The organism is Candidatus Seongchinamella marina (assembly GCF_026262685.1).
In the GTDB taxonomy this organism is placed as follows: Bacteria; Pseudomonadota; Gammaproteobacteria; order Pseudomonadales; family Halieaceae; genus Halioglobus; species Halioglobus marinus.
Map to the genome: position 1 here is coordinate 475707 of NZ_SHNP01000003.1, position 22172 is coordinate 497878.

A 22172-nucleotide genomic window follows, 5' to 3' on the forward strand; every position below is an offset into this window, starting at 1 on the left:
CGTCTTCGTCCCGCGTCCGCCTCACTGGGGCTGCGTTCTTATTAAAGCCCCAATATGTTTTCGGTTGAAACATAGTCATAGCCCAGAACGTCGGCTACCGCTTGGTAGGTGATGTCGCCGCAGTGCACGTTCAACCCGCGACGCAAATGGACGTCATCGGTTAGTGCCTCCTTATAACCCTTGTCCGCCAGTGCCAGGGTGTAGGGCAGGGTTGCATTGTTGAGGGCAAAAGTGGAAGTGCGTGCCACGCCGCCTGGCATGTTTGCGACGCAGTAGTGCACCACACCTTCTTCGACATACGTGGGGTCTGAGTGGGTGGTTGCGCGGCTGGTTTCGAAACACCCACCCTGGTCGATAGCAACGTCAACGACGACCGAGCCCGGACGCATGGCTGCCAGCATTTCACGGGTCACCAGCTTTGGTGCTGCTGCTCCCGGTACGAGTACTGCACCAATAACGAGGTCGGCAGTGGTGACGTGTTTCCACAAAGCTTCCCGGGTCGAATAAATGGTGTTGAGCATACAGCCAAACTGGAAATCGAGTTCCTTCAGGCGAGCCAGCGAGCGATCCAGAACTGTGACATGCGCCTCCATGCCCATTGCCATGCGAATGGCATTGGTGCCGACAACGCCACCGCCGATAACAACAACCCTCGCCGCCTCTACACCCGGCACGCCACCCAGCAGCATGCCTGAGCCTCCCTTGTGCTTTTCGAGTGCGTGGGCACCGGCCTGAATAGACATGCGGCCGGCAACTTCGCTCATCGGCGATAGCAGTGGTAGATGGCCATTGTCATCGGTCACTGTTTCATAGGCGATAGCAATACAACCGGAATCTTTGAGCAGTTTGGTTTGCTCGGGATCAGGAGCAAGGTGGAGATAGGTGAATAGCACCTGTCCTTCACGCAGCATTTTGCACTCGTTGGGTTGCGGCTCCTTGACCTTGACGACCATGTCAGAGCGCTCGAAAATCTCTTCTGCGGTGGCGACGATTTCGGCACCCGCATCGCGATACATCTGATCAGAAAGGCCTATGCCCTCGCCAGCGCCGCTTTGTACGATGACCTGGTGACCGTGGTGCACGAGTTCCTCGGCCGACCCTGTGGTCAAACCGACACGAAACTCCAAAGTTTTAATTTCCTTGGGTACGCCTACTAACATTGCCTGAGCCTCTTTTTCTGTTTAGTTGTTGCTTTATGAAGTGTCGCTATTCGCGAATGAGGCGTAGTTTACTGGAAAGCAAAAGCTAAACGATTACTCCAAAGGGGTAGTGTCAGTGGGACTGGCCAAGCTGTGATTTCATGATCTCTAGTGTTTGCCGGCCGAACTCATCACCGGCGGTAGCGGGCACCAGGCATATCTCTCCAGCGCCGGCGTCGCGGTATTCATCCACACGCGCCTGAACTGCTGACAGGTCTCCCACCAGTCCAATGGCACTGATTAGTTTATCGGGCATTGCAGCAAGGAGCTCGCGGGGGTGGGGGCGCGTGCGAGCATAATTTACCAAGTCCTCGAAGCCTGCTTGCATCATCATCTCGGCATAGCCGGGTGCGGCAAGGTAGCCAACAATACCTCGCTTGAGTTGGTCGATAGTTTCGCGCTGCGGGTTGACCGCGCAGGGTAGCCAAATAGCGATCTCAGGTGTCGCCTTACCTGCTTTTTCGGCGGCGCGGATAAGTTGGTCGCGCAAGGCGGCAACACTCAAAGGCGTCACCATATTTAGTAGCATGCGGTCAGCGTGACGGGCCGCTGCCCGAACCGCTGCGGGTCCGAACGCTGCAATTGTTATTGGTCCTTCAACTGCATCCAGACGCAGTTTGTAGCCTTTGCTGCTAGCGCATTCACCGCTAAAGTCAGTCTTTTCACCTGCCAGTAATGCGCGCAGAATTTGTGCGCTTTCAGCAAGGTGAGTGGCAGTGCGGGTGCGGTCTCGTCCGTGCCACTCCTCAACGACGACAACGCTCGAGGCGCCCAACGCGACGGCGGTGCGCCTGCCAGTGATGTCCGCAACAGAGGCAGCTCCCATTGCTATGGTCATGGGCGTGCGCACCGAAACAGATAGCGGGCCGACTGTCAGTCGAATGTGCTTGGTTTGCAAACCTGCGGCGGTGGCGAATGCGAAAGCATCATAGGTTGCCATTTCTCCAATCCAGAGTTCCTCGAAGCCCAGGCGGTCTGCCAACTTGGCGACTTGCAGGTTTTCTGCGGCTGGACGGTCTTGCCAAAGAGGGGTGACAACACTGAATTTCATGACCTTTGCCTATCGATGTGCTGGAATGAAAAAGAGTATACTTCACTCTTAGTCTTGTTATAAAAGTACAAATTTAGCGCAGTTTACTGTAATGAGAACTTCACCTGAACACAGAATAAATGAGCTGACTGCAAGTGGTCATTGGGGTAGCGAGACATTGCATTCCCTGCTCGCGAAAAACGCGGGTGACAAGCCTAGCGCCCTGGCCGTCAAGGACCAGCCTAACCGGGCTGTTCTCACTGATGATGAGCCCCTGAGTCTAACCTGGGCTGAGCTGGAAGCAGCTAGCACTAATTTGGCAGATCAGTTCGGGGCACTCGGTCTGGTCGAGGATGAGGCGGTGATTGTGCAGCTCCCCAATGTGGCTGAATTGATGGTGGTTTATTACGCCGCGTCCATGTTGGGCCTGATCGTTTCGCCAGTGCCGGTGCAATACGGCAGCCACGAGCTGCAAATGCTTGCCGATGCATTACAAGCCAAAACCGTGATAACAATGCCACGCCTGGGCAATGTTGAATTGGCAAACCGCGCGCGTCAGGCGCTGCCTCGACTCAGCGTGCTGGAGTTCGGCAGTGACCTTGTGATTGATACCTCCGAGCCTTGCATCGGTGCGACCTTACCGGCGGATGATGCTAATCGTATTTTGAGCATCTGCTGGACTTCAGGGACTACCGGCACGCCAAAAGGCGTTCCGCGCTCGCATAATATGTGGATGGCATCTGGCCGATGCAGTGCGCAAGCCGGTAGCATGACGGGAGAAGATATTCTGCTAAATCCATTCCCGCTGGTGAATATGGCGGCTCTGGGCGGTTTCTTGTTTCCGGCTGCACTGGTGGGTGCCGCGATCGTGCTTCACCATCCGCTGGATCCACCGCTTTTTTTGCAACAACTACAGGATGAGAGTGCCACCTTTACGATTGCGCCTCCGGCGCTGTTGAATCAATTGGCCAAGACCCCACAGATGTGGCGCCAATTTGATTTCAGCGCCCTGCGGAGAATAGGTTCCGGGTCAGCACCACTGGCGCCTTCCATGATCGAAACCTTCGACCGCGATTACCAAAAAGCGATCGTCAATTTTTACGGATCCAATGAGGGCATTTCACTGTTCTCGACACCCGAGACCGCGCCAGGGCCAGATGTCCGCGCCAGCATGTTCCGCAAGCCTGAATCGGGCGCACTGGTGGCAACCAAGGTTGCTGATCCGACCTCGGGTAAGCTGCTTGATGAGGTTGGCGAAAGCGGTGAACTGCTGATTAGTGGCGCTACGGTTTTCGATGGCTACTATGCTTCAGATAACCAGGATGTGTTTGCAAAAGATGGTTATTTTCGCAGCGGCGACCTGGTGGAAATCTGCGGAGATAGCGGCAATTACTACCGTATTGTCGGGCGTTGCAAAGACATTATTAATCGAGGTGGTATGAAGGTTTCACCGGCGGAGCTGGACGTCGCACTGGAACATCATCCGGCGGTTGTTGAAGCCGCGGTCTGCGCTTATCCTGATGAGCGCTTGGGTGAAAAGATTTGTGCAGTGCTGGTGTTACAGGCAGATGCAGTAGTGCCCAAGCTGGAGGAGCTGCAACAGTTTTTGCTGAGCCAGGGTTTTGCCAAGTTTAAATTACCTGAACGTATCGAGGTGATAAAGCAGTTACCACGCAATCATCTGGGCAAGGTTCAGCGCTTCGTTTTGCAGGATGCGCTGACTGAAAATCAGGAGTCATGAATGAGCAGTGATATTTATATACTCGGAGGCAGTCAATCTGACTTTGCTCGCAATTGGGCGAGGGAGGGCAAGGGCATTTATGAAATGTTTGAAGAATCTCTGCGTGAAGCAGTAGACAACGCGGATATTGAGCCCGCTGAGATCGAGGTTGGCCATGTGGGCAATTTTGTCGGCGAATTGTTTGCGCGCCAGGGACTATTAGGCGGATTTTTTGGCCAGGTATATCCTGAGCTGGCAGCCTTGCCCACCTCCAGACATGAGGCCGCCTGCGCATCTGGCTCCATCGCCATTATGTCTGCTATGCGCGACATAGAGGCAGGCCATTATCAAATGGCCTGTGTTCTGGGCCTGGAACTGATGCGTAATGTAGACGGTAAAACAGGCGCGGAATACCTGGGCGCTGCAGCCTGGAATGGGCGGGAAGCAACGCCAGAGGATTGCGATTTTCCCTGGCCCCACATGTTTGATCGCCTTACCGAAGAATACGACCGCCGCTATGGGATCAAAGCTGATCACCTGAACAGTATCGCCGAGATTAATTTCGCTAATGCAAAGCTCAATCCCCGAGCACAAACTCGCAAATGGGAGTTTGCGCAAGGAGCGTTTAGTTGTAATGACGAGCTGAACCCGGTGATAGAGGGACGGGTGCGCAAACAAGACTGTGGTCAGATCACCGACGGCGCGGCCTGCGTCATTCTTGCCAGTGAATCCAAAGCGAAAGAATATGCCGCGAAACATGGACTGGCGCTGGGGGATATTCCCCGAATCAAGGGTTGGGGCCATCGTTCGGCTCCGATTCTGCTGTCACGCAAACTAGAAATTAGTGCAGATGCGCCACTGGTATTTCCTCATGCTGCCCAGTGTTTGCAGGAAGCAGCGCAACGCGCGGGTTTTGCAGGTGCTGCCCAGTTGGATGGATTGGAAACCCATGACTGTTTCACTATGACCGAGTACATGGCGATCGACCACGCAGGGCTTACTGCACCGGGTGAAAGCTGGAAGGCAATTGAGGAGGGCCGGATTGCCAAGGACGGAAGTTTTCCCATCAATTCCAGCGGTGGCCTGATTGGCCTCGGCCACCCGGTGGGCGCTACCGGTGTTCGCATGGTGCTGGACTGCGCGCGTCAGGTTACGGGTCGTGCAGGTCCTTACCAACTTAGCAAAGCAGAAAATATGATCACCTTTAATATGGGCGGCAGTACTACGACTTGCGCCAGTTTTGTTGTCGGGGTAGGTGCGTGAAAGACGTATTCGTCTATGACGCCATTCGCTCACCTCGGGCCAAAGCCAAAGAAAGTGGCGGGCTGCATGATTTATTGCCGCATGAGTTATTAAAAAGCTTATATGCCAGCCTGGTGGAACGCACCGGGCTGGACCCGGCCATGGTGGGTGATGTGCTGTTGGGATGCGTTACTCAGCATGGCGAGCAAGCGGCGAATATAGCCAAGACTTCTGTGATGTTCGCTGGTTGGCCCAGCAGTGTGGGAGGGCTGACAGTGAATCGTTTTTGCTCTTCCAGTATTGACGCCATCAGCATTGGTGCGCTGAAAATTGCAGCGGGTCAGGAAAATGCGATTGTCGCTGGCGGGATAGAGATGATGTCTAGGGTACCTATCCTTTCCGACCAGGCCAAGGCGTTCATCGACCCTGCTTTTGCGGCCCAGTGCCAGATGCTGATGATGGGAAGCGGTGCCGACCTGATTGCCACGCTGAACGATGTGACTCGGGAGCAGGCAGATGCAATTGCGGTGCAAAGTCAGCAGCGGGCCGCGCATGCCAAAGAACAGGGCTACTTCAAATCCATCGTGCCGATCTATAATCCGGTTAAGGGCATCACTGTTAGCGAGGACGAATGTATTCGTGGCAACGCGACGATAGAAGCATTGGCTGAATTGCCCCCCGCGTTTGCTGGCATAGGCAGCAAGGGCGTCGATGCATTTCAGCTGGCTTCAAATCCGGGCATTACGGTCATAGAGCACGTTCATACGGCGGGCAATTCACCGGCCATGGCGGATGCAGCATCGCTATTGCTGTTGGGGGATAAGTCTGTCGGTGAAAAGTTGGGCATTGTCCCGCGCGCCAAGATCGTAGCCACGGCGACGGCTAACGCTGATCCACTGCAGGTGCTGACGGGCTGCGTATCAGCTACCGAAAAGTTGATGAATCAACAGAATTTGAGTGCAGACGAGGTGGATTTGTTTGAGCTGCATGAGGCTTTCGCCGCAACGGTGGTGAAGTGCCAGAAAGACCTGGGAATTGCCGATGACAAACTCAATGTGAATGGCGGTGTCATCGCCCTGGGCCACCCAATGGGCGCTACTGGGGCGATTATGGCTGGCGTGTTGTTGGATGAATTGGAGCGTCGAGACCTGTTCCGCGGTATCGTGGCTGCCAGTGGCGCCGCAGGCGCCGGCAGTGCATTGATGATCGAACGCTAAACAAGTAGGTCGTGCGGCATAGTCTGTAGTCAGTGATGCCTGATTGGACCTGAAGTTAATAGTAGATAAGCGCTGTAGAAAAACAGCGTGCTGTTCGCAGATCGGAGGATAGTGATGAGCCTGGCACCTAAATTTAATGAATTCCCCCACGTGGATCGTTGTCTGGGCGGGGTGACCTATTTTGACGACGCACCTCAATGGATTTACAACCTGGACAATCCATACCTTCATGGCCTTTATGCGCCGACCACCGAGGAACTTTCCGTGGACGGGCTGGAAGTAGTTGGTGAGCTGCCAGCTGATCTGGTCGGAGGGTATTTTCGCAACGGCCCCAATCCCGTGTTTGAGTCAAAGAATCGCCATCACCCGTTTGATGGTGACGGCATGGTTCGCGGGGTTTATTTCAAGGATGGCAAAGTCAGCTATCGCAACCGTTGGGTTGAGACCTCAGCTTTTGGTGAGGAAGCTGCAGACGGCAAGTCGGTATCGCCAGGTGTCATGGGGCCCTTTGATTACAGCATTTCCCAGTTTGGCATCAAGGATACATCTAACACGGATGTGCTCTGGTACAACGGGGATATCATGACGCTTTGGTATAACGCAGGGCATCCCTATCGTCTGGATAGCCAAACGCTGACCACTAAAAGCCATTACCAGCTGGAGGGCCGGGAGCCATTGCGCTTGTCCGCCCACTCTAAAGTCGATTGGAGCACTGGCGAGTTAATCTTTTTCGATTACGGTGATGAATTACCCTACCTGACCTTTGGTGTTGCCGATGCCAATGGGTGTCTGCAACACGAGGTGCCAATTGAACTACCGGGCCCGCGACTTCCTCATGACATTGGCTTCACCACCAACTATGCGGTACTGCACGACTTGCCCTTTTTTCATGACATGGAGGTGTTGCGACGCCATAAACAGCGAGTGCTGACCTTCCATAAAGACATTCCCACCCGCTTTGGTATTATCCCGCGTCGAGGGCAAAGTGATGAGATTCGGTGGTTCGAGTGTCAGCCCTGTTACATTCTGCACGTTACCAACTGTTGGGAAGAGGGTGAGTGGGTAGTAATGGACGGATGCCGTTCGCTCAACCCCATGCCTGATTCGCAGCCCGGCGAGGGTGAGCTGGCACACATGCTTGCTTATATGCGTCTGGAGGCGAACGCTTATCGCTGGCGCTTTAATCTGCGCACGGGTGAAGTGAAAGAGGGCGATATCGACCTTCTCAATACGGAGTTTAACAAGTCCAACCCTATCTTCCATGGCGTCAAGAGTCAGTACTCCTATCATCAGCGCATCCCCTTGCTGCATGAGGGTGGCCACACGCTGCGATTTACCGGTTTGGTAAAATATGACAACGATACCGGGACTTCATGGCAATGGGACTATGGTCAGGGCGTATTCGGCAGTGAAGCTGTTTTTGCTCCCAAGCCTGGCGCCGACCGGAGCAGCGTTGAAGATGATGGCTACGTCATTACGATGGTCACCGATAGTAATACCTGGAAGTCTGAGTGCCTGGTGTTTGACGCCCAGGATATTGAGACGGGACCCGTTTGCCGGGTACAACTGCCTCATCGAGTGCCCTTTGGTTTTCACGCCGTGTGGGCGAGAGGCGAAGACCTGTATCAGGGGGCTTGATGTCGGCGCTGTTACAGAAACACCGGGAGATCCTGGACAAAGCGCTGGACGCCTGTAGCAAACGTTATTCCTGGACCGCCTACCCCGAAAGTCCCAGTAGCAAAATATGGGGACGGGAAAAGCCTGTTGCCGGCAAGGCCAATTTCGAAGCTATGCTGGGTACCGACTATCACCTTGCGCAGCCTGGCGAAGTGGGTCGCACCGGTTTGGAGATCTCTCCCTATACAGGTGAACCACTTGGTATCAGCTACCCGAAGATGGATGTCGACTTGCTATATCAGGCAATTGAGAGCGGCATGCCCAGCTGGCGCAATGCAACACCCCAGACTCGAATTGGAGTCTGCCTCGAGATTCTCGATCGCTGTGCGGGCCAGCTTTTTGAAAACGCTCATGCCACTATGCATACCTCGGGACAAAGCTACATCATGGCCTTCGCTGGCAGTGGTGCGAATGCGCTAGATCGTGGTTTGGAAGCGCTTGCCTATGCACATAAAGCCATGAGCGATGTGCCCGAAACCGCAAAATGGGAGCGCCAGTTTGGCAAGAGCGGCTCGGCTCGGCTGCATAAAACTTACCGCATCATGCCGCGGGGCGTTGGCGTCGTTGTATGCTGCGCCACTTTTCCCCTGTGGAATGGTTATCCAGCAATGTGCGCGAGTCTCGCCACCGGTAATCCGGTGGTGCTCAAGCCCCATCCGGCAGCGATCCTGCCAGTGGCACTTCTGACCAAGGTCGCTCGCGAGGTATTGCGCGAGGCCGGTTTCGATCCTAACCTGGTTTCGATGGTTGCAGATACCCGTGAGGAGCCGGCCACAATGGCGCTGCTCGAGCATCCGATGACGGCAATTATTGACTTCACGGGCAGTCCTGCTTTTGGCCGATGGATAGAGCAAAACTGCAGTGGCAAGCAGGTTTATACCGAGACCGCCGGCTGTAATTCGGTCGTTGTGGAGTCCTGTCAGGAGCTTACGGCAATGGCAGCGGCGATCGCGCATTCGCTGTGCCAGGCTTCGGCGCAGATGTGCACAAGCGTGCAGAATATTCATATACCCGCCGATGGCATTGTCGCCGGTACAGAGCACGTGAGTTTTGATGAGGTAGCCGCTGCCATTGTTCAGGGCGTAGAAAAGTATCTGCAAAATCCCCAGGTACTTTGCGGCACGCTGGTGGACGATACTATTCTTGCGACCATTGAGCGCTACCGTGGTTTGGCCTCGCAACACGGGCGTTTGCTAAGGGACTCCGCTCCCATTCATTACCCTGACTTTCCCAGGGCACGCACGGCGTCACCGATGATTTTAGAGGTAACGCAAACTGCGCGGGAAATTTACCGGGATGAAATATTTGGCCCCGTCTCTTTCATCATCAAGGGTGAATCAATAGATGAGTGTTTGCGGGACGCGACTACTAATGCGCGGGAATGTGGTGCTATTACATCCCACGTATATTCGACGGATGAAGAGTTTCTCGACAGAGCTGAAGCTGCCTATAACAATGCTGGCGCTTCTGTTGCCTGCAACCTGCTCGGTATGCCCATTAACTTTGCCGCTGCCTACTCCGATTACCATGTCACCGGTTTGAACCCCGCGGGCAACGCATGCCTGACGGACCTTGCGTTTGTCGCCAGTCGCTTTCGAATTGTTCAGTCCAAGCGGATGTAGCCCACATCCTGATCCTAACCCGTAAGGGTGACAGTGATGCCTGTTAACGCACGATTTGCACGGGCGCGATGGGCGCCAACCTGCCGTCGGGATTAAGGCCGCGCATTTCAGGAATCATCGCCGCCAGCTGTGCTTCCCGGTTGCCGGGTGCGGGGTGAGTGCTTAGAAACTCCGGGGGCGCTGATCCGCCTGTCTTGGCCATCTTTTGCCACAGGGTAACGGCTGCATCAGGCTCGTAACCGGCCTGGGTTGCCAGGCGCATGCCCAGATTGTCTGCTTCGAGTTCAGCCGTACGGCTGTTGGGCAACTCCAGTGCCACTTTAGCGGCAGCGGCAGCGCCCAGCATGGCGGCGCCGTGATTGTCTGCGGCCACGCTTACGGCGATGATACCTAATGATGTAGCCATAGCGCGGGACATACGTTCTGCAGTGTGATTAGCAAGAGCATGGGAAATCTCGTGGCCCATGATTTGGGCAAATTCATCGTCAGTGAGGTTGAGTTCGCTGAACAAGCCGGTGTAAACCGCCATGCGGCCACCAGCCATGCACCAGGCGTTGACAGTTTTGGGGTCATCGACAATGGCAACACTCCATTCCCAATTCGCTGACTTGGGGTATTTCTGCTTGGCTACGGTGACTAGTCGACCAGTGATGGTAGCCACTCTGTCCATTAACTTCGGGTCATCGACCAGTTTGTTTTCCTTGTCGAGTTCACTGACCGTGCTCAGGTAGGCCTTTTTAGATTCGACAATGGCGGATTCTGGCGAAATCAACATTAACTGCGCTCGCCCTGTCGGGCTGGTGACGCAGGCGGGAAGCAGAGAGAGAGCAAGAAGGGCAAGTAGCAGTCGTTTCATGATAGATGTCTGTTAAAATCCAGGAACATGAATACTAGCCCCATTTTTGGGCTGGCTGAATACTCTGGCTGAGGATTTAGACCATTTCAGTTGCCAGTACCCGCAAGAAACGGCTGCCAGTGGCTTAAATTGGCAGTCCTTCATCAATGTTGTGGTTCGCTTGTCTCGGGCTGGCCATACCCACGGTCGAATGCGTGCCATTGACCTCCGCGCGGATCGTTGCCGCGTCCTCGGGAGTGGCGAAGAACTGCGAGTACCACTTGCGACCTGTGCGGAAAGGACCGTCTGTTTTCATTTGCATGATTGTCAGCGCCGGCCGTTTGTTAGCCCAGACGTTAAAGTCTGCACCAAAGGCTTCCAGGGCGCCTGCTTGAATTCCAAGCGCAACTTCCGCATCTTCCGCAGTCGTCGGATTTGCGCTGCCCTTGTACAGGCAGCCGTGCCAGCATTGCGTTTTGCCATCTTCGACCGGCGTGTTGGCAATCAACTCAAAAACCACTGTGTCAGACCATACCTGCTTTGAAAGCAAAATGCCGGGGCCGGTGTACCAGGTAGTGGTGTAGAGATATGTTTCATACAACTGCATGGGGCCGCCTTGGCGTTGCACGTAGACCTCATTGTTAATCTCGTTTTCAAAATACTCACTCGGTGCACCATGAGTGGGGCCCAGGTGACGACAATCAGCCATATTGTCGAGAATTTCCTGGGAATGTATGTCCAGAACACCCAGGTGGTCCAGCTTCCAGTTGATCCATTGGGGATCGTCCCATTCCTTGAGAAACGGTGCATCGTAGTCTGGCTCGCGTCCATCTGGATCGAACCAGGCCATGATACAACCCATATTGTCGACCACAGGGTAGGCACGAATTGAGGCGGATTTGGGACAGGGGCCGTCATGATAGGGGATGTCATCTACGTCGCCAAACTCGTTATAGCGCCAGCCATGATAAGGGCAGCGAATGGAGTTGCCTTCTATCTGCTCGCCATTTTTCACTATCATCGCGCTGGTGCTGGCCGTAATGTGCGTCCCCATATGGCCGCAGTATGCGTCCAGCATGATCGCTTTACCGCTTTCGCCGCGGTACAGGGCCAGATCGCGACCCCAAAAACGTACCGCCATGGGTCCAGCGTCTAGCTGTGAGCTCTCCGCTACAATGAACCAGCCACGGGGGAATTCGTTGGGGCCAAGGCCATATTCTTCAGCAGTTGCCATGATCACACCTCTTCATATTCGGGAGTTTAGGAAGTATAGCGATGGCAGCCTCGGTGAGCATGTTTTCGGGCCTATACAACACTTATCAGGTGCCCATGGCTCAATAATTCAACTGTAGCGGAACTTATTGGCTTTCAATCAGGAAGTTAACACCATTTTTAGCGCACTGCGGAGCATTATTCGAGCGACTATCGCTTCGCGCCTGATAGTTAATTCGCAACGGCATCTCTTGACTCGCTTAAATCGGACTAAAAATAGGCATACACTGCAGTGCAGTTTAGATCGATGGAGAGCAGTCCCATGAACGGTGTCATAGCTAGTGCCTCGCTGATGGTCGCAGCGGTTTTAATCAGTGCCTGTGGCGATCAAACGGCCAGTGTGGAGCTGCATGCTGCTTCTGGGCCTGCAGTGGCCAAAGTGGTATTTCTCGCGGGAAGGGATAGTCACGGCTCGGGTGCCCATGAGCACAAGGCGGGTTCAGAGTTACTTTCCAGCGCACTGCGTAAGCGCAGGCCGGATTATGCAACAGTCAACGTTTACGGTGGCTGGCCGGACGATGAATCAGTATTTGAAGGCGCCGATGCAGTAGTGATGTATTGCGACGGCGGTAAGCGGCACTTGATTAACGATCACCTGGCTACGTTTAATCGTCTGGTTAAGGAGGGAGTAGGCGTGGTGGCCCTGCACTATTGTGTAGAGGTGCCTAAAGCCAGCGCCGCCGCGTCTGCCATGCTGGATGCCACAGGCGGATATTTTGAAACTCATTGGTCGGTAAACCCCCACTGGACCGCAGCCTACACAGCATTGCCGTCGCACCCGGTTACTCGCGGCATTGAGCCGTTTAGCATGCTGGATGAGTGGTACTTCAATATGAGATTTCAGCCGCAGGGTATTTCAGGCCTGTTGAGCGCCGTCGCGCCAGAGTCGACCATGGAGCGCCGTAATGGCCCTCACAGTGGTAATGATGCGGTCCGGAAAATGGTCGCCGATGGCGCGGCGCAGGTTACAGCCTGGGCTTACCAGCGCCCCAAGGGCGGGCGAGGCTTCGGCTACACAGGAGGTCATTTCCATCACAACTGGCAGAACGATAACGCAAGGAACCTGGTGCTCAATGCAATAGAATGGGTTGCCGAGGACTAGTCAGCAAAGCACGCGGTTAATTGTCGGCAGTAACATATCTGGTCGCGAATGATCTGCCCAGCGCGATCCCCGTTGCAGCCCAAAGCAGTGCAATGACTGCGCCCACCCCCGCCGTAGCCGCAATCCCCAGGCCCAGACCCTGGGTCAGGGCGGTGAAGCCCCATGCATTGAGCATATCTCCCCCACGATAAACCACGATATCGATGACCGGTTTGGCTTTAAACCGGGTTTCTCTATCGACCGCAGTAAACAGCATCTCCCTCGCTGGTCTTGATATTGCATAGTTGCCCGCCCGTCGGGCCACTTGCAAAGCGACAACAGTAGCCACTGCTGGTGCGGCCATCAGCATAATCATCCCTAGCGCAATCATCATGGGCACGCTGGCCAGCGTAAAGGAAAGGCCCAATCGGCTTGCCATTTTGCCAGTGGCAAACATGGCAATACCCAGCGTCAGAACATTGACCACCAGGTCCATACTGGCCCAGATCTGGGTTCGTTCAGCACGACTGTAGTCTGCCATCAGGTTCTTGAGCTCGAAATAAACGAAAGAGCCGATGGATGTATACAGAAAAATAAACAGGCCTATGCCAAGCAGATAAGGACTCTTCAGGAACTCGGCGAAACCGGAAAGAGGATTGCCGCCTATATAATCAAAATCTTCTTGTCCTGCCGAGACGCTCTGATTGTTGAGTTCACTTAGCTTTAATCGCTGCACCCAGACAATCAGCGGCAGCGTGGCCACAATAGTGATGCTGGCAATCAGTAGCAATGGATCGGTATTACCCTGACCCGCCAGCAGTGTTGCCATCGCAGGCCCGGCGATTGCGCCGACACTGGCTCCAGCTCCTATGAAACCAAATAAACGAGTGGACTGTGGCTGGCTGAAAGTGTCTGCCATAAAAGTCCAGAACACGGAGATATGAAACAGGCTGAAGACGCTCACCCAGACGTAAAAGCTCTTGTCGACCAGGGTTCGGTCCTGCAGTATCTGCGTGCTTAAGTAAAAGCCCACAAAGCTGAGTGCGAAAAAGCCGTAAATACCTGGTACTAATTTACGCACATTGAAGCGGGCCACCGCCGCTCCGTAGAGCGACACCGCGATAGCGCTGAAAAAAAAAGTGAAAGTCCATAGCCAGCTCACTTCAGCGTCGGTCCAATCACTGGCCATGGCGTCCCGTACCGGGCGCAAAATATAGTAGGAACCCATCAGGACCAAGACCAGGGTAAAGGACGCCAGAGTGGCGCGTACCTCAGTCGGTTCCATGTCGCAGGCTTTTCTCAGGAGTCTCTGTAGAAATGATGGCTTGGTTTCTTGCACGGGATTCCTGTCTGTCTTGTGAGTGGCTAATAGTTCGGGGTGGTGATCGGATCTCTGGTGGGTAATGGAAACGCCTCCCAGAAAACTGTGACACAGTGTTTCGAGCAGTCTAGCATGGGACACGCCGACACTATGATAGTTTGCCTATGATTGTTGCTAACGTTATATTTAGCGAGTCGCAATTGTGTCAAAAACATAATAGAGAATTGACAGCATGTTGGAAATCTTCGCGCTCGTTGTATTGGGGGTACTCGCTTTAGTGGGGGTATGGTTGATTGTGGTTATTGGCAATGTTCCGGGGAATATCGCGCGCGCTGCGGAGCATCCCCAGGCCGACGCGATCAGCATGCTCGCCTGGATAGGTTTGCTTACTCTTGGGCTGGGATGGCTTGTTGCCCTTGTATGGGCCAAGACCAAGCCCGTGTTTTCCAGCGCGGCCCTAGAAAATAGGGTTGCTGACCTGGAAGCCCGACTGCAACAAAGGGAGGAGGGAGCATGATTGCCTTTATCTCAATTTGCTATGGTCTGCTTTATTTCCTGATTTTCAACAAATTCGGGCTGCTCAAGAAAACCGTCGGTAACATTTGCTCCTTTGCGGGAGTTGGTGTGGCGATGATCGGCGCTATTATTTTCATGTGGTATACCTTCTCGCCAATGAGTGGGGATGCTCGGATGTTCCGCTATATCCTGCCGATCGTGCCGAAAGTGCGCGGTGAGGTTGTTTCAGTCCCTATTGAGCCACTACAAATGGTGGCTGCCGGCGAAACTCTGTTTCAAATCGACCCCGAACCTTTTGAGATCAGCATTAGGCAGATTGAAGGGCAGGTGAGGCGATATGAGGCGGAATTACGCCTGGCAGAGGTTAATATGGAGCGGGCGTCGAAATTGCTTAAAATGCAGTCTGCAGCGCAAATTGATATGGATACCTGGACAGCCAATCGCGATGCCGCGCAGGCGGCAATTGACTCATCTGAAGCGCAATTGGACGACGCCAGGTGGCAGTTGAAAAAAAGCACTGTTGTCGCGCCCTATGAGGGCTATGTTGTCAATTTACAGCTGCGTCCAGGAGCGGTAGTAACCACCGTTCCGCTTGCATCTCCCATGGCCTTTGTTTCCAGTGAGAGCAATCTCATTCTTTCCAGCTTAAGCCAGAGTGCCGCACGCCATGTGGCGGTAGGGGATGCTGTAGATTTAGTCTTCACTAGTGTTCCCGGCCAAACTTTCTCGGGAAAAATTTTGAGAATAGTTTCGGCTGGCGCCCAATCGCAGCTCACCGCGAGTAATCAGCTGCCGTCTCTGAGCGGAGCGCGAGTAACAGATCGCTGGGCTGTGGTGTCGCAATTGGACGATGAGGAATTCGCCAGGAACTTGCCCCAAGGGGCGGGGGGTTCCATAGCGATTTATACTGCCAAAGGTAAACCGGTTCACGTGATCAGCAAGGTCGCTATCCGCATTAACGCATGGTTGGGGTATCTCACCGCGCCGTAATACAAATCTTCGTCGCTACCCCCACTATAAATCGATTGGTGGCGCAGTCAGCAAGGAGCATGCCCAGCGTAACCTCGTTGTTTGTCGGATAGATGTTAGTTGGTGCGATCGGCAGGACGCCAGAGGGCTTCGTAGGGTCGAGTCTTGTCGTTGCGGGCATTTTTTATCAGGCGTCTGCACTGGTCGCCCGACGTGAGCACCCAGCGATCCCACATACTTTCAGCCAGGATCGACCAACCTGCCGTCGCAAAGGCTGCACCACTGGATACTGCTGCGCCTTTCGCATCCAGCACTAAGCGAGGATTAGCCAGTGTGCCACCCAGCTTAATGTAATTGGTCAGCGCGCGTCCCGCGCTAATCCCCAAGCCCTTGCGAGAACGTGTACTAAAGGCGAGATTAATCGATTCATCTCTAAGGTTAATGCCACCCGCGGCTACATAGTCCAGTTTCTCGGAGCGCAGAATAAACCCTGGTATTATCTCAAGGACGCCATCACGAGCGCTGATAGCACCGGCATTGCAATCAACGTTGCTGTAGGGCCTCACTTTAGTGGTTGGGTTTAGTCGATCAAATATTTCTCCGAGCAGGTCGCCCATCAGTAAGTCAAGATCATTATTGTCCAGCCGGCCTCCCTCATCACGAAACATCAAAGCACCGTTGAAGTTGATCGCTAATTCCCGGAGGTCTTTCCCGCTAGTATTGAATTGGGCCCGAAAAATAGACTCTTGCTCATTATTGGGATCGCCTATTAATAACCATAAAAATGGCAATCTCTCGCCTTGAGTATTAACGCTCACTGTTAAGGCATCGTCCAACGCCTCAATCTCAAATTGGGCACTACCGGAGGACTCGTCGCCTTCCCAGACAAGGGACTGACTCGAGAGCTTTCCATTGTTAAGTCTGAGCTTCAATTCAACCGCACTGTTGCCTTGGTCGTTGAGGTAGATTTTATCCACTGCGTAGTCGACGCTACCTTTGAATTGATGAAGTATGTCTGCTTTTATCTCTGTGTCGGGAATCAACCGTTCGCGCAGCTCAGATTTTGTAAGTTGATCGGTAAAATCGTCGATTTCAAAAGATTCCCCTGCCTTCGCCTTTTTCTGCCTCTCCTCTTCTATCTCCTTAAAGTCTGGTGAAATAAAGCGCAGATCAATATTTTTAGAATGCAGTTTGGCATTTACCGCAGTTACAGCTCCGGGTGTTAATTTCAATTCGCCCGTAAGGTCGCTTGCGCCTATGGCCAAATCAATAGACTTCAGCAAGATATTGCTATCGGCTGCCTGAAGAACAGAACTCAGCCGTACAGACATATCGCTAGTCTGCGGCTCCCTGCCGAGCGCTGCGCTTATTTGATGAATACTTTGGCCTATCGCTGAAAACTCAGCTTGCAATCTGGTTTTGGACGCCCAGTCAACGACGGCCATTCCTTCGATTTTTAGTAGCTGCTTCGGCAAGTCAAGCTGAAGCTTGCTGGCTTCCAGACCTGAAGACTTAATCAGCAGTTCGCTATCCAGCTGGTACGCAAGTCGCGATTGCAGGAAAGACAAGTCGTTTGGCATCAGTTCCTGTAACGCTGGACCCGCCACGCTAACGGTAATCTGCATCTGGTCGAATTTCTGCAGATTACCCAATGTCCCGAGTAAAGTGCCACTGTGATCTCCAAGGGTAAATTTCCCTGAACCAAGATTTATTGATTCAGGGCTGCCGCTGATTTTTGCGGAAAACCGCAAAGGCAGTTGCGGCACGAACTCAGTATTTACACCATAGGCAGACAAAGTTGTGCCGGGGTCTTGACTGAAAATATCTAACTGCGCATCGAGATGGCTTGCATTGACGAGTCGATTTATTTTCCCCTTGAGGCCAAGAGTCAGGCTGGCGGAACTAAATTCTCCGTTCAACAGCTTCCAACCGTCCGGGTTGTACTCAAAATCTGCGCTCATCTCGAACGCTTCGCTCGGCACTACCTCAAGCCCTATCCATGGGGCCAGGTCGGCGATGCGATCTCCTTTCAGTTCAGTGTTAATTCGTGACCCATGATAGCTCGGCGCTTCCCCTAAAGTGCCATCTATCTTCAGGCGACTCTTTTCGCCAATCAAGTTGACGTTGAGCAGTTCAGTCCCTTCCCGAGAACTCATGAGTTGGCCGTTCAGCGTATATCGGGTATCGGGTATACCCTTAACGCCCAACGTAGGCGCGAGAAGAGCGAGATTGAGGTTCTTGCCATCCAGGTAGAACTGCCAGTCATCGGTGTCAGGAAACTTGGGTAATTGGCCTGACAGATGCAGCTGATTGTCGCTGACTAAAGCGCTGCCGCTGACTATTTGAAACAGCATCCCATTCCGGCGCACGTGACTTTTTATGGAGTAGGGCACAGCGGCCAGGCCCTGGACATCGAACATCGCACCGGCCTCTGCGAGTGAAGGGCCATCTACTGATAGTTCTGCATCTATGCCGTCCAGCGCCAACGGATCTCTGGAGGTACCCTCGATACTCAGATCAAACTCGCCGAGCTTGCCAATAGCACTAACGCTGAAATTTCCGTCCTTGGGCTTGAGGCTTGCCTGCAATTGAAAAGGACCATCCCGGACTTCAGGCATGCCAAGCATATCCAGCAGTACTCGGCTGCGGGGTGCTCTGGCACTGATCTCCATTGCCAGGCCTTTTGCATTTGCCAGGTCCAGGGCTGTGCCACTGGCAGTTAACTCTAGTTTTTCGACCTTCGCGGCAAGGTTCATCTCAATGTTGCGCCCAGTGACCAATGCCTTTGGCGGTCCCAAACGACCGAGAGCGCTCACCGGGTAACCATTGGCTGTCGCTGCCAATTGAAGCCCAATGAGACCACCTTCTACTTCCTGGTCGATGAGCAGCGATTCAACTTCGATGTTAATGTCCTGATCGTCGTCCTGGAAACGCACCACTGCAGTGCTTAACCTGCCGTCATTGATTACGACGGGAAATGAACTGTCTTCAACTGGATCGTCAGCCAGACTCTCCTCTTCTGGCCAAAAGTTCCATGTGGGTGCGTGTTCACTGTGTGATAGCAGATTCAGTTCAGCGTTAGTCAACTCAACCCGGTGGATGACGATGGGGCCTTTTCGCCACAGCGAGGGGACATTGATTTCGAGTAATAGCCTGTCGCTGCGCGCGAACGGTGCTTTAGAAGCCCAGGCCGGATTAGCAAGCCTTACATTACTGGCCAGCAGGAAAACGTTTTGACCTACCTGAAGTTCATGAATTTTTTCGATTTCCAGTTCTCGCTGTAGCAACCGGGAGACGACTTCTTCCAGCGCCCATTTGGCATTGTCGTTATCGTATTTTAGCCAGCCAACTGTGCCAGCAATTGCCAGTATGATGATTAGCAACAGCAAACCGGAGGTAAGCAATAGGTACTTGGCGAGTAGCTTAATAGGCGTCATTGTCATCAAAGTATACTCTGCATGACCGCAATGAGTCCCGCAGAAGGGCCTAATATAGCGATTAAAACCTATTTTTTGACGTGTTGCTGTTTTTCAATGTTTACGCTAGTGTCCTCGTCTCAGCCGCATTAGTTAAAGGAGAATATCAATGTTTCTCTATTGGCGAGGTGTTGGCATTTATTTTTAAGGAGCAGTTTGTGAGTAATTATCTAAAAATTCGCGCTATTGGCTTGGCGTCGCTGATGGTGTCAGCGAGCTGTGTATCAACGGCGTTCGCTGAAGAGGAAGAATGGGATTTTTCAGTGGCTCCAATGTACCTGTGGGCCAAGAATATCGAGGGATTTGCTGCGATTGGCGGATCGGCTGCGCCCCTTGATCTCGATTTTAAAGACGACATTCTGGACAATCTTGACGGTGCCTTTGCCATACATTTAGAGGCGAAAAAAGGCGACCTGACGCTTTACGGAGAGTACAACTATGCCAAGCTGAACCCAACTACGACACTAACGGCAGGGCCTGTCGAGCTTCTGGGAGAAGTGAAATTTAGAGATACCATGTGGGAAGCCGGCGCGCTATGGACCTTTGCTAACTCAGGCTCTTCAACCTGGGAGCTGCTTGGCGCGGTTCGCTATGCCGATCAGGATATGGATGTAAAAATTACGAGCGAAATCGGCTCAAATATTACCCCACGACCTTTGCGGAGTTCCGTCGGAGACGACTGGTGGCAGGGCGTAGCTGGTTTGCGTTATGTGTTGGCCGTGAGTGACCGCTGGAGTTGGCGCTTCCGTGGCGATTACGGCTATGGAGATAGTGATAATTCTTCAGTGCACGCTATTGGGCTGCTCAACTATCAATTCCAAGGCTGGGGTTCTTTTTTCTTTGGATACCGCTATCTGCAAACAGACTTTGATAACGGGAAAAACGGCCTTGACGGATATGCCTTTGATGGCGACCAGCAAGGTCCAGTGCTGGGTTTGAATTTCCATCTCTAGTCAATCAGGGGGCAGGCACTCCTTGCCTGGCCTCCTATTTACAGTTTCTTAAGATGCCACCTGATCTCGCTCATTTCGAATTTCTTCTTTCGTCACTGCAAGCAAGTCAGTCAATATCCTGAAACTCTCGTTGGCTGAGAGTTTTTCCTCGATCAATGATTCAAAGGCCTCTCGCTCAATGTCGTAGAGAGCGCTTAACCGTTGCTCTGCTCCGAGATGGCTGCCGCCATCCCTTATCTCGAACACTCGCTTGTAAAAAATGTCTACGCGGTCTTTTTTCTTTTGATCTCTCCAGCGAGCAAAGGCCAGGAAAGCGGAGATCAGCAGAAACATAATATAAACCAACATATTGATGGTTTCGGCGTAGCGTTCTATGAAACTTGGGTCATCACGTTCCAGATAGCTGCGCGCCCCTGGGTGTAAGGGAAAATTTAGGTCGAGTGGATCAAAAGACTCGTTGATCCCCGAAAAAAGATGTGGCGCAATTGCTGTGAGTCGGGGCTTCTGCTCTAAAAATGTTTTGGTTAATTCGTAAATTGCAGATTCTGACACCTCTTTGCGTGTGACTAGCAAAGTGTCTACGGCAACGGTGAGCAGGGCTTCTTCGTTGCCTGGCGAGTCGTAGGTAAGTGCCGGAATCATGATGGGTTTCATTCCAGGCGCACTATAACCAATGCCTTCCTCATAGAATTTACGCCTGGGATTGAGTTGATCGTCCAGTGACATGAGCGAAAAACCATCGCGCAACCAGCTGGTGTTGTTGGGATTAATGGGGCCAAAATAAATTATGAAGTCGGTGACTCCGTCCTCAAATGCCGAGCTGATTCTATACTGATCCTGGGTATAGCCTTCTCTGTGCATAACCAGCTTCACAAAGGTTTCACCGGCAGAAGAGCGGTTGGCGATGTAGAAATTGGCGCCGCTTAGCGTTCTTTGAAGGTTTTCCGAAAAATAGGCATCGCGACCGGCCAAGTGGAGCACACTTTCAAACACGGGTAATATTGCGCGAATTCCCCGGGCAAAGGCGACATTGTTTTCAATCAGCGCAAGGTCGGCCTCATCGGCTAATAATGCCCCTAGCGGTCTTCTCTCCAGTGGCACTTCGGCCAGTTCAAAACGAATGGAAGATTGTTCCTCGATAACCAGCTGCAGGGCTTCTGGCTCAAACTGCCGGTAATCGGTGATCATCATTCGCAGGGTGGAACCGGGGTAGCCGCAGGCCGTAATAACCAGGCTGATTGCCAGCAACAGTCCAGGGGGCCCCAGTAGGAAATTCTGTAGCTTTGGGTAGCGCGTACTTTTCATTGTTGAAGTATGGGTTCGTGCGTTACAGCATTTGAGTGTAGGTGAGTACAAACTGTGGCCCTCGGATATCCAGATTGCCGACTGTATCGTCAAAATCCATTTCTGCCGCCATATAGCGCACACTCAATCCAACATGCTGCCCGCTGTTGTACTGGTAGTCGATGCCGGTTCGCCCATAAAGCCCGAGTGCAAAGCTGGATGCCTTGTCATCCTCGATAGCTATTTCATTCTTGCCTGATGCACTCATGAGCTCTTCCTTCTCTACCCGGTGCTGTCCGTACATGATCATAGGGCCTGCGGCTGCATAGAGCGACACGTTGGGGCCTATATAGCCGCGAACGAATCCGCCAAGGTGTAACTCTCCCAGGAACAGCGAGTTATCTAACTCGAAGCGGATATTCGCGCCATCACCACCTATGGTCCCTGATATCCGGGTGTCGCTGTTCTTCCAGCCAATGCTTCCGCCGGAATTAAAGCCCCACTTAAAAAGGTCGCCCACGTGATAGGTGTACTCGGCTTCAATGCCGCCGCTGGGCAAGGAGGATGGAAAGCTCACGTCAACGTCTTCACCATTGATATCTTTCCAGTCGCCACTTTGGTCTTCAAGCATCAGGCTACCGAAAAAAGCTTGCACCAGCGGAGGAAATTCTTCCTGATTGGCGGTCTCTGCCTGGGCTTGTCCGGCAAGTGCCAGGACCATCAAATTGATAGTTAGTCGAAAATAGGGCATGTCATTC

The 22172-nt window shown here is 53.1% G+C and carries 17 protein-coding genes; 9 read left to right on the forward strand and 8 right to left on the reverse strand.

Features of this window, described 5'->3' with window-relative positions; genetic code table 11:
- Positions 1 to 41: 41 nt before the first annotated feature.
- On the reverse strand, positions 42 to 1160 hold the full coding sequence (gene ald / locus EYC87_RS10600; protein WP_279252842.1) for an alanine dehydrogenase: 1119 nt from the start codon (positions 1158 to 1160) through the stop codon (positions 42 to 44).
- Between the two features lie 112 nt (positions 1161 to 1272).
- Positions 1273 to 2250, reverse strand: a complete 978-nt coding sequence (locus tag EYC87_RS10605) for an LLM class F420-dependent oxidoreductase (protein ID WP_279252843.1) — start codon at positions 2248 to 2250, stop codon at positions 1273 to 1275.
- A 91-nt stretch (positions 2251 to 2341) separates the two neighbouring features.
- Here EYC87_RS10605 and EYC87_RS10610 point away from each other — a divergent pair, with 91 nt between their 5' ends.
- The 5 genes from EYC87_RS10610 to paaN all read left to right on the forward strand — a co-directional run bounded on the left by EYC87_RS10610 (position 2342) and on the right by paaN (position 9707).
- Complete coding sequence (locus EYC87_RS10610) at positions 2342 to 3970, forward strand: class I adenylate-forming enzyme family protein (RefSeq protein ID WP_279252844.1); 1629 nt, start codon at positions 2342 to 2344, stop codon at positions 3968 to 3970.
- Complete coding sequence (locus EYC87_RS10615; RefSeq protein ID WP_279252845.1) at positions 3971 to 5212, forward strand: acetyl-CoA acetyltransferase; 1242 nt, start codon at positions 3971 to 3973, stop codon at positions 5210 to 5212.
- On the forward strand, positions 5209 to 6408 hold the full coding sequence (locus EYC87_RS10620) for an acetyl-CoA C-acyltransferase (RefSeq protein ID WP_279252846.1): 1200 nt from the start codon (positions 5209 to 5211) through the stop codon (positions 6406 to 6408). The genes EYC87_RS10615 and EYC87_RS10620 overlap by 4 nt, the downstream gene beginning before the upstream one ends.
- 114 nt (positions 6409 to 6522) lie before the next feature.
- The gene (locus EYC87_RS10625) at positions 6523 to 8046 is read left to right on the forward strand and encodes a carotenoid oxygenase family protein (RefSeq protein WP_279252847.1); all 1524 of its coding nucleotides are present in this window, start codon (positions 6523 to 6525) and stop codon (positions 8044 to 8046) included.
- Positions 8046 to 9707, forward strand: a complete 1662-nt coding sequence (gene paaN / locus EYC87_RS10630; protein WP_279252848.1) for a phenylacetic acid degradation protein PaaN — start codon at positions 8046 to 8048, stop codon at positions 9705 to 9707. Before EYC87_RS10625 ends, paaN begins: the two co-directional genes overlap by 1 nt.
- Before the next feature lie 43 nt (positions 9708 to 9750).
- On the opposite strand, the gene EYC87_RS10635 is transcribed toward paaN, so the two are convergent.
- Positions 9751 to 10563 (reverse strand): M48 family metallopeptidase, encoded by an 813-nt coding sequence (locus EYC87_RS10635; protein ID WP_007229445.1) that lies wholly within the window; start codon positions 10561 to 10563, stop codon positions 9751 to 9753.
- A gap of 124 nt (positions 10564 to 10687) precedes the next feature.
- A complete protein-coding gene (locus tag EYC87_RS10640) occupies positions 10688 to 11776 on the reverse strand; it encodes a Rieske 2Fe-2S domain-containing protein (RefSeq protein WP_279252849.1) in 1089 nt (362 codons plus the stop codon).
- Positions 11777 to 12076: 300 nt separating this feature from the next.
- Here EYC87_RS10640 and EYC87_RS10645 point away from each other — a divergent pair, with 300 nt between their 5' ends.
- Positions 12077 to 12916, forward strand: a complete 840-nt coding sequence (locus EYC87_RS10645; protein ID WP_279252850.1) for a ThuA domain-containing protein — start codon at positions 12077 to 12079, stop codon at positions 12914 to 12916.
- Between the two features lie 16 nt (positions 12917 to 12932).
- On the opposite strand, the gene EYC87_RS10650 is transcribed toward EYC87_RS10645, so the two are convergent.
- Entirely contained in the window at positions 12933 to 14180 is a 1248-nt protein-coding gene (locus EYC87_RS10650; protein ID WP_007229483.1) for an NTP/NDP exchange transporter, read from the reverse strand.
- A 268-nt stretch (positions 14181 to 14448) separates the two neighbouring features.
- On the opposite strand from EYC87_RS10650, the gene EYC87_RS10655 reads away from it, so the two are divergent.
- Positions 14449 to 14733, forward strand: coding sequence for a DUF3302 domain-containing protein (locus EYC87_RS10655; protein WP_050756520.1), 285 nt, complete (start codon positions 14449 to 14451; stop codon positions 14731 to 14733).
- Entirely contained in the window at positions 14730 to 15722 is a 993-nt protein-coding gene (locus EYC87_RS10660; RefSeq protein WP_007229525.1) for an efflux RND transporter periplasmic adaptor subunit, read from the forward strand. The genes EYC87_RS10655 and EYC87_RS10660 overlap by 4 nt, the downstream gene beginning before the upstream one ends.
- Positions 15723 to 15817: 95 nt before the next feature.
- Here EYC87_RS10660 and EYC87_RS10665 read toward each other — a convergent pair whose 3' ends face one another.
- Entirely contained in the window at positions 15818 to 19144 is a 3327-nt protein-coding gene (locus EYC87_RS10665; RefSeq protein WP_279252851.1) for an AsmA family protein, read from the reverse strand.
- Between the two features lie 191 nt (positions 19145 to 19335).
- On the opposite strand from EYC87_RS10665, the gene EYC87_RS10670 reads away from it, so the two are divergent.
- The gene (locus EYC87_RS10670) at positions 19336 to 20130 is read left to right on the forward strand and encodes a hypothetical protein (RefSeq protein WP_279252852.1); all 795 of its coding nucleotides are present in this window, start codon (positions 19336 to 19338) and stop codon (positions 20128 to 20130) included.
- A 48-nt stretch (positions 20131 to 20178) separates the two neighbouring features.
- Here the strand turns inward: EYC87_RS10670 and EYC87_RS10675 are convergent, their stop codons facing one another.
- Both EYC87_RS10675 and EYC87_RS10680 read right to left on the reverse strand, forming a co-directional pair.
- Entirely contained in the window at positions 20179 to 21435 is a 1257-nt protein-coding gene (locus tag EYC87_RS10675) for a TAXI family TRAP transporter solute-binding subunit (RefSeq protein WP_279252853.1), read from the reverse strand.
- 22 nt (positions 21436 to 21457) lie between these two features.
- Positions 21458 to 22165 carry an outer membrane beta-barrel protein gene (locus EYC87_RS10680; protein ID WP_279252854.1) on the reverse strand — a complete coding sequence of 236 codons (708 nt, stop codon included), beginning with the start codon at positions 22163 to 22165 and terminating at the stop codon, positions 21458 to 21460.
- Positions 22166 to 22172 lie beyond the last annotated feature (7 nt).

Coding starts and splice junctions, on each gene's coding strand:
- ald (WP_279252842.1), bottom strand. CDS start 1,160: ATGTTAGTAGGCGTACCCAAGGAAATTAAAACTTTGGAGTTTCGTGTC.
- EYC87_RS10605 (WP_279252843.1), bottom strand. CDS start 2,250: ATGAAATTCAGTGTTGTCACCCCTCTTTGGCAAGACCGTCCAGCCGCA.
- EYC87_RS10610 (WP_279252844.1), top strand. CDS start 2,342: ATGAGAACTTCACCTGAACACAGAATAAATGAGCTGACTGCAAGTGGT.
- EYC87_RS10615 (WP_279252845.1), top strand. CDS start 3,971: ATGAGCAGTGATATTTATATACTCGGAGGCAGTCAATCTGACTTTGCT.
- EYC87_RS10625 (WP_279252847.1), top strand. CDS start 6,523: ATGAGCCTGGCACCTAAATTTAATGAATTCCCCCACGTGGATCGTTGT.
- paaN (WP_279252848.1), top strand. CDS start 8,046: ATGTCGGCGCTGTTACAGAAACACCGGGAGATCCTGGACAAAGCGCTG.
- EYC87_RS10635 (WP_007229445.1), bottom strand. CDS start 10,563: ATGAAACGACTGCTACTTGCCCTTCTTGCTCTCTCTCTGCTTCCCGCC.
- EYC87_RS10640 (WP_279252849.1), bottom strand. CDS start 11,776: ATGGCAACTGCTGAAGAATATGGCCTTGGCCCCAACGAATTCCCCCGT.
- EYC87_RS10645 (WP_279252850.1), top strand. CDS start 12,077: ATGAACGGTGTCATAGCTAGTGCCTCGCTGATGGTCGCAGCGGTTTTA.
- EYC87_RS10650 (WP_007229483.1), bottom strand. CDS start 14,180: ATGGAACCGACTGAGGTACGCGCCACTCTGGCGTCCTTTACCCTGGTC.
- EYC87_RS10655 (WP_050756520.1), top strand. CDS start 14,449: ATGTTGGAAATCTTCGCGCTCGTTGTATTGGGGGTACTCGCTTTAGTG.
- EYC87_RS10660 (WP_007229525.1), top strand. CDS start 14,730: ATGATTGCCTTTATCTCAATTTGCTATGGTCTGCTTTATTTCCTGATT.
- EYC87_RS10665 (WP_279252851.1), bottom strand. CDS start 19,144: ATGACAATGACGCCTATTAAGCTACTCGCCAAGTACCTATTGCTTACC.
- EYC87_RS10675 (WP_279252853.1), bottom strand. CDS start 21,435: ATGAAAAGTACGCGCTACCCAAAGCTACAGAATTTCCTACTGGGGCCC.
- EYC87_RS10680 (WP_279252854.1), bottom strand. CDS start 22,165: ATGCCCTATTTTCGACTAACTATCAATTTGATGGTCCTGGCACTTGCC.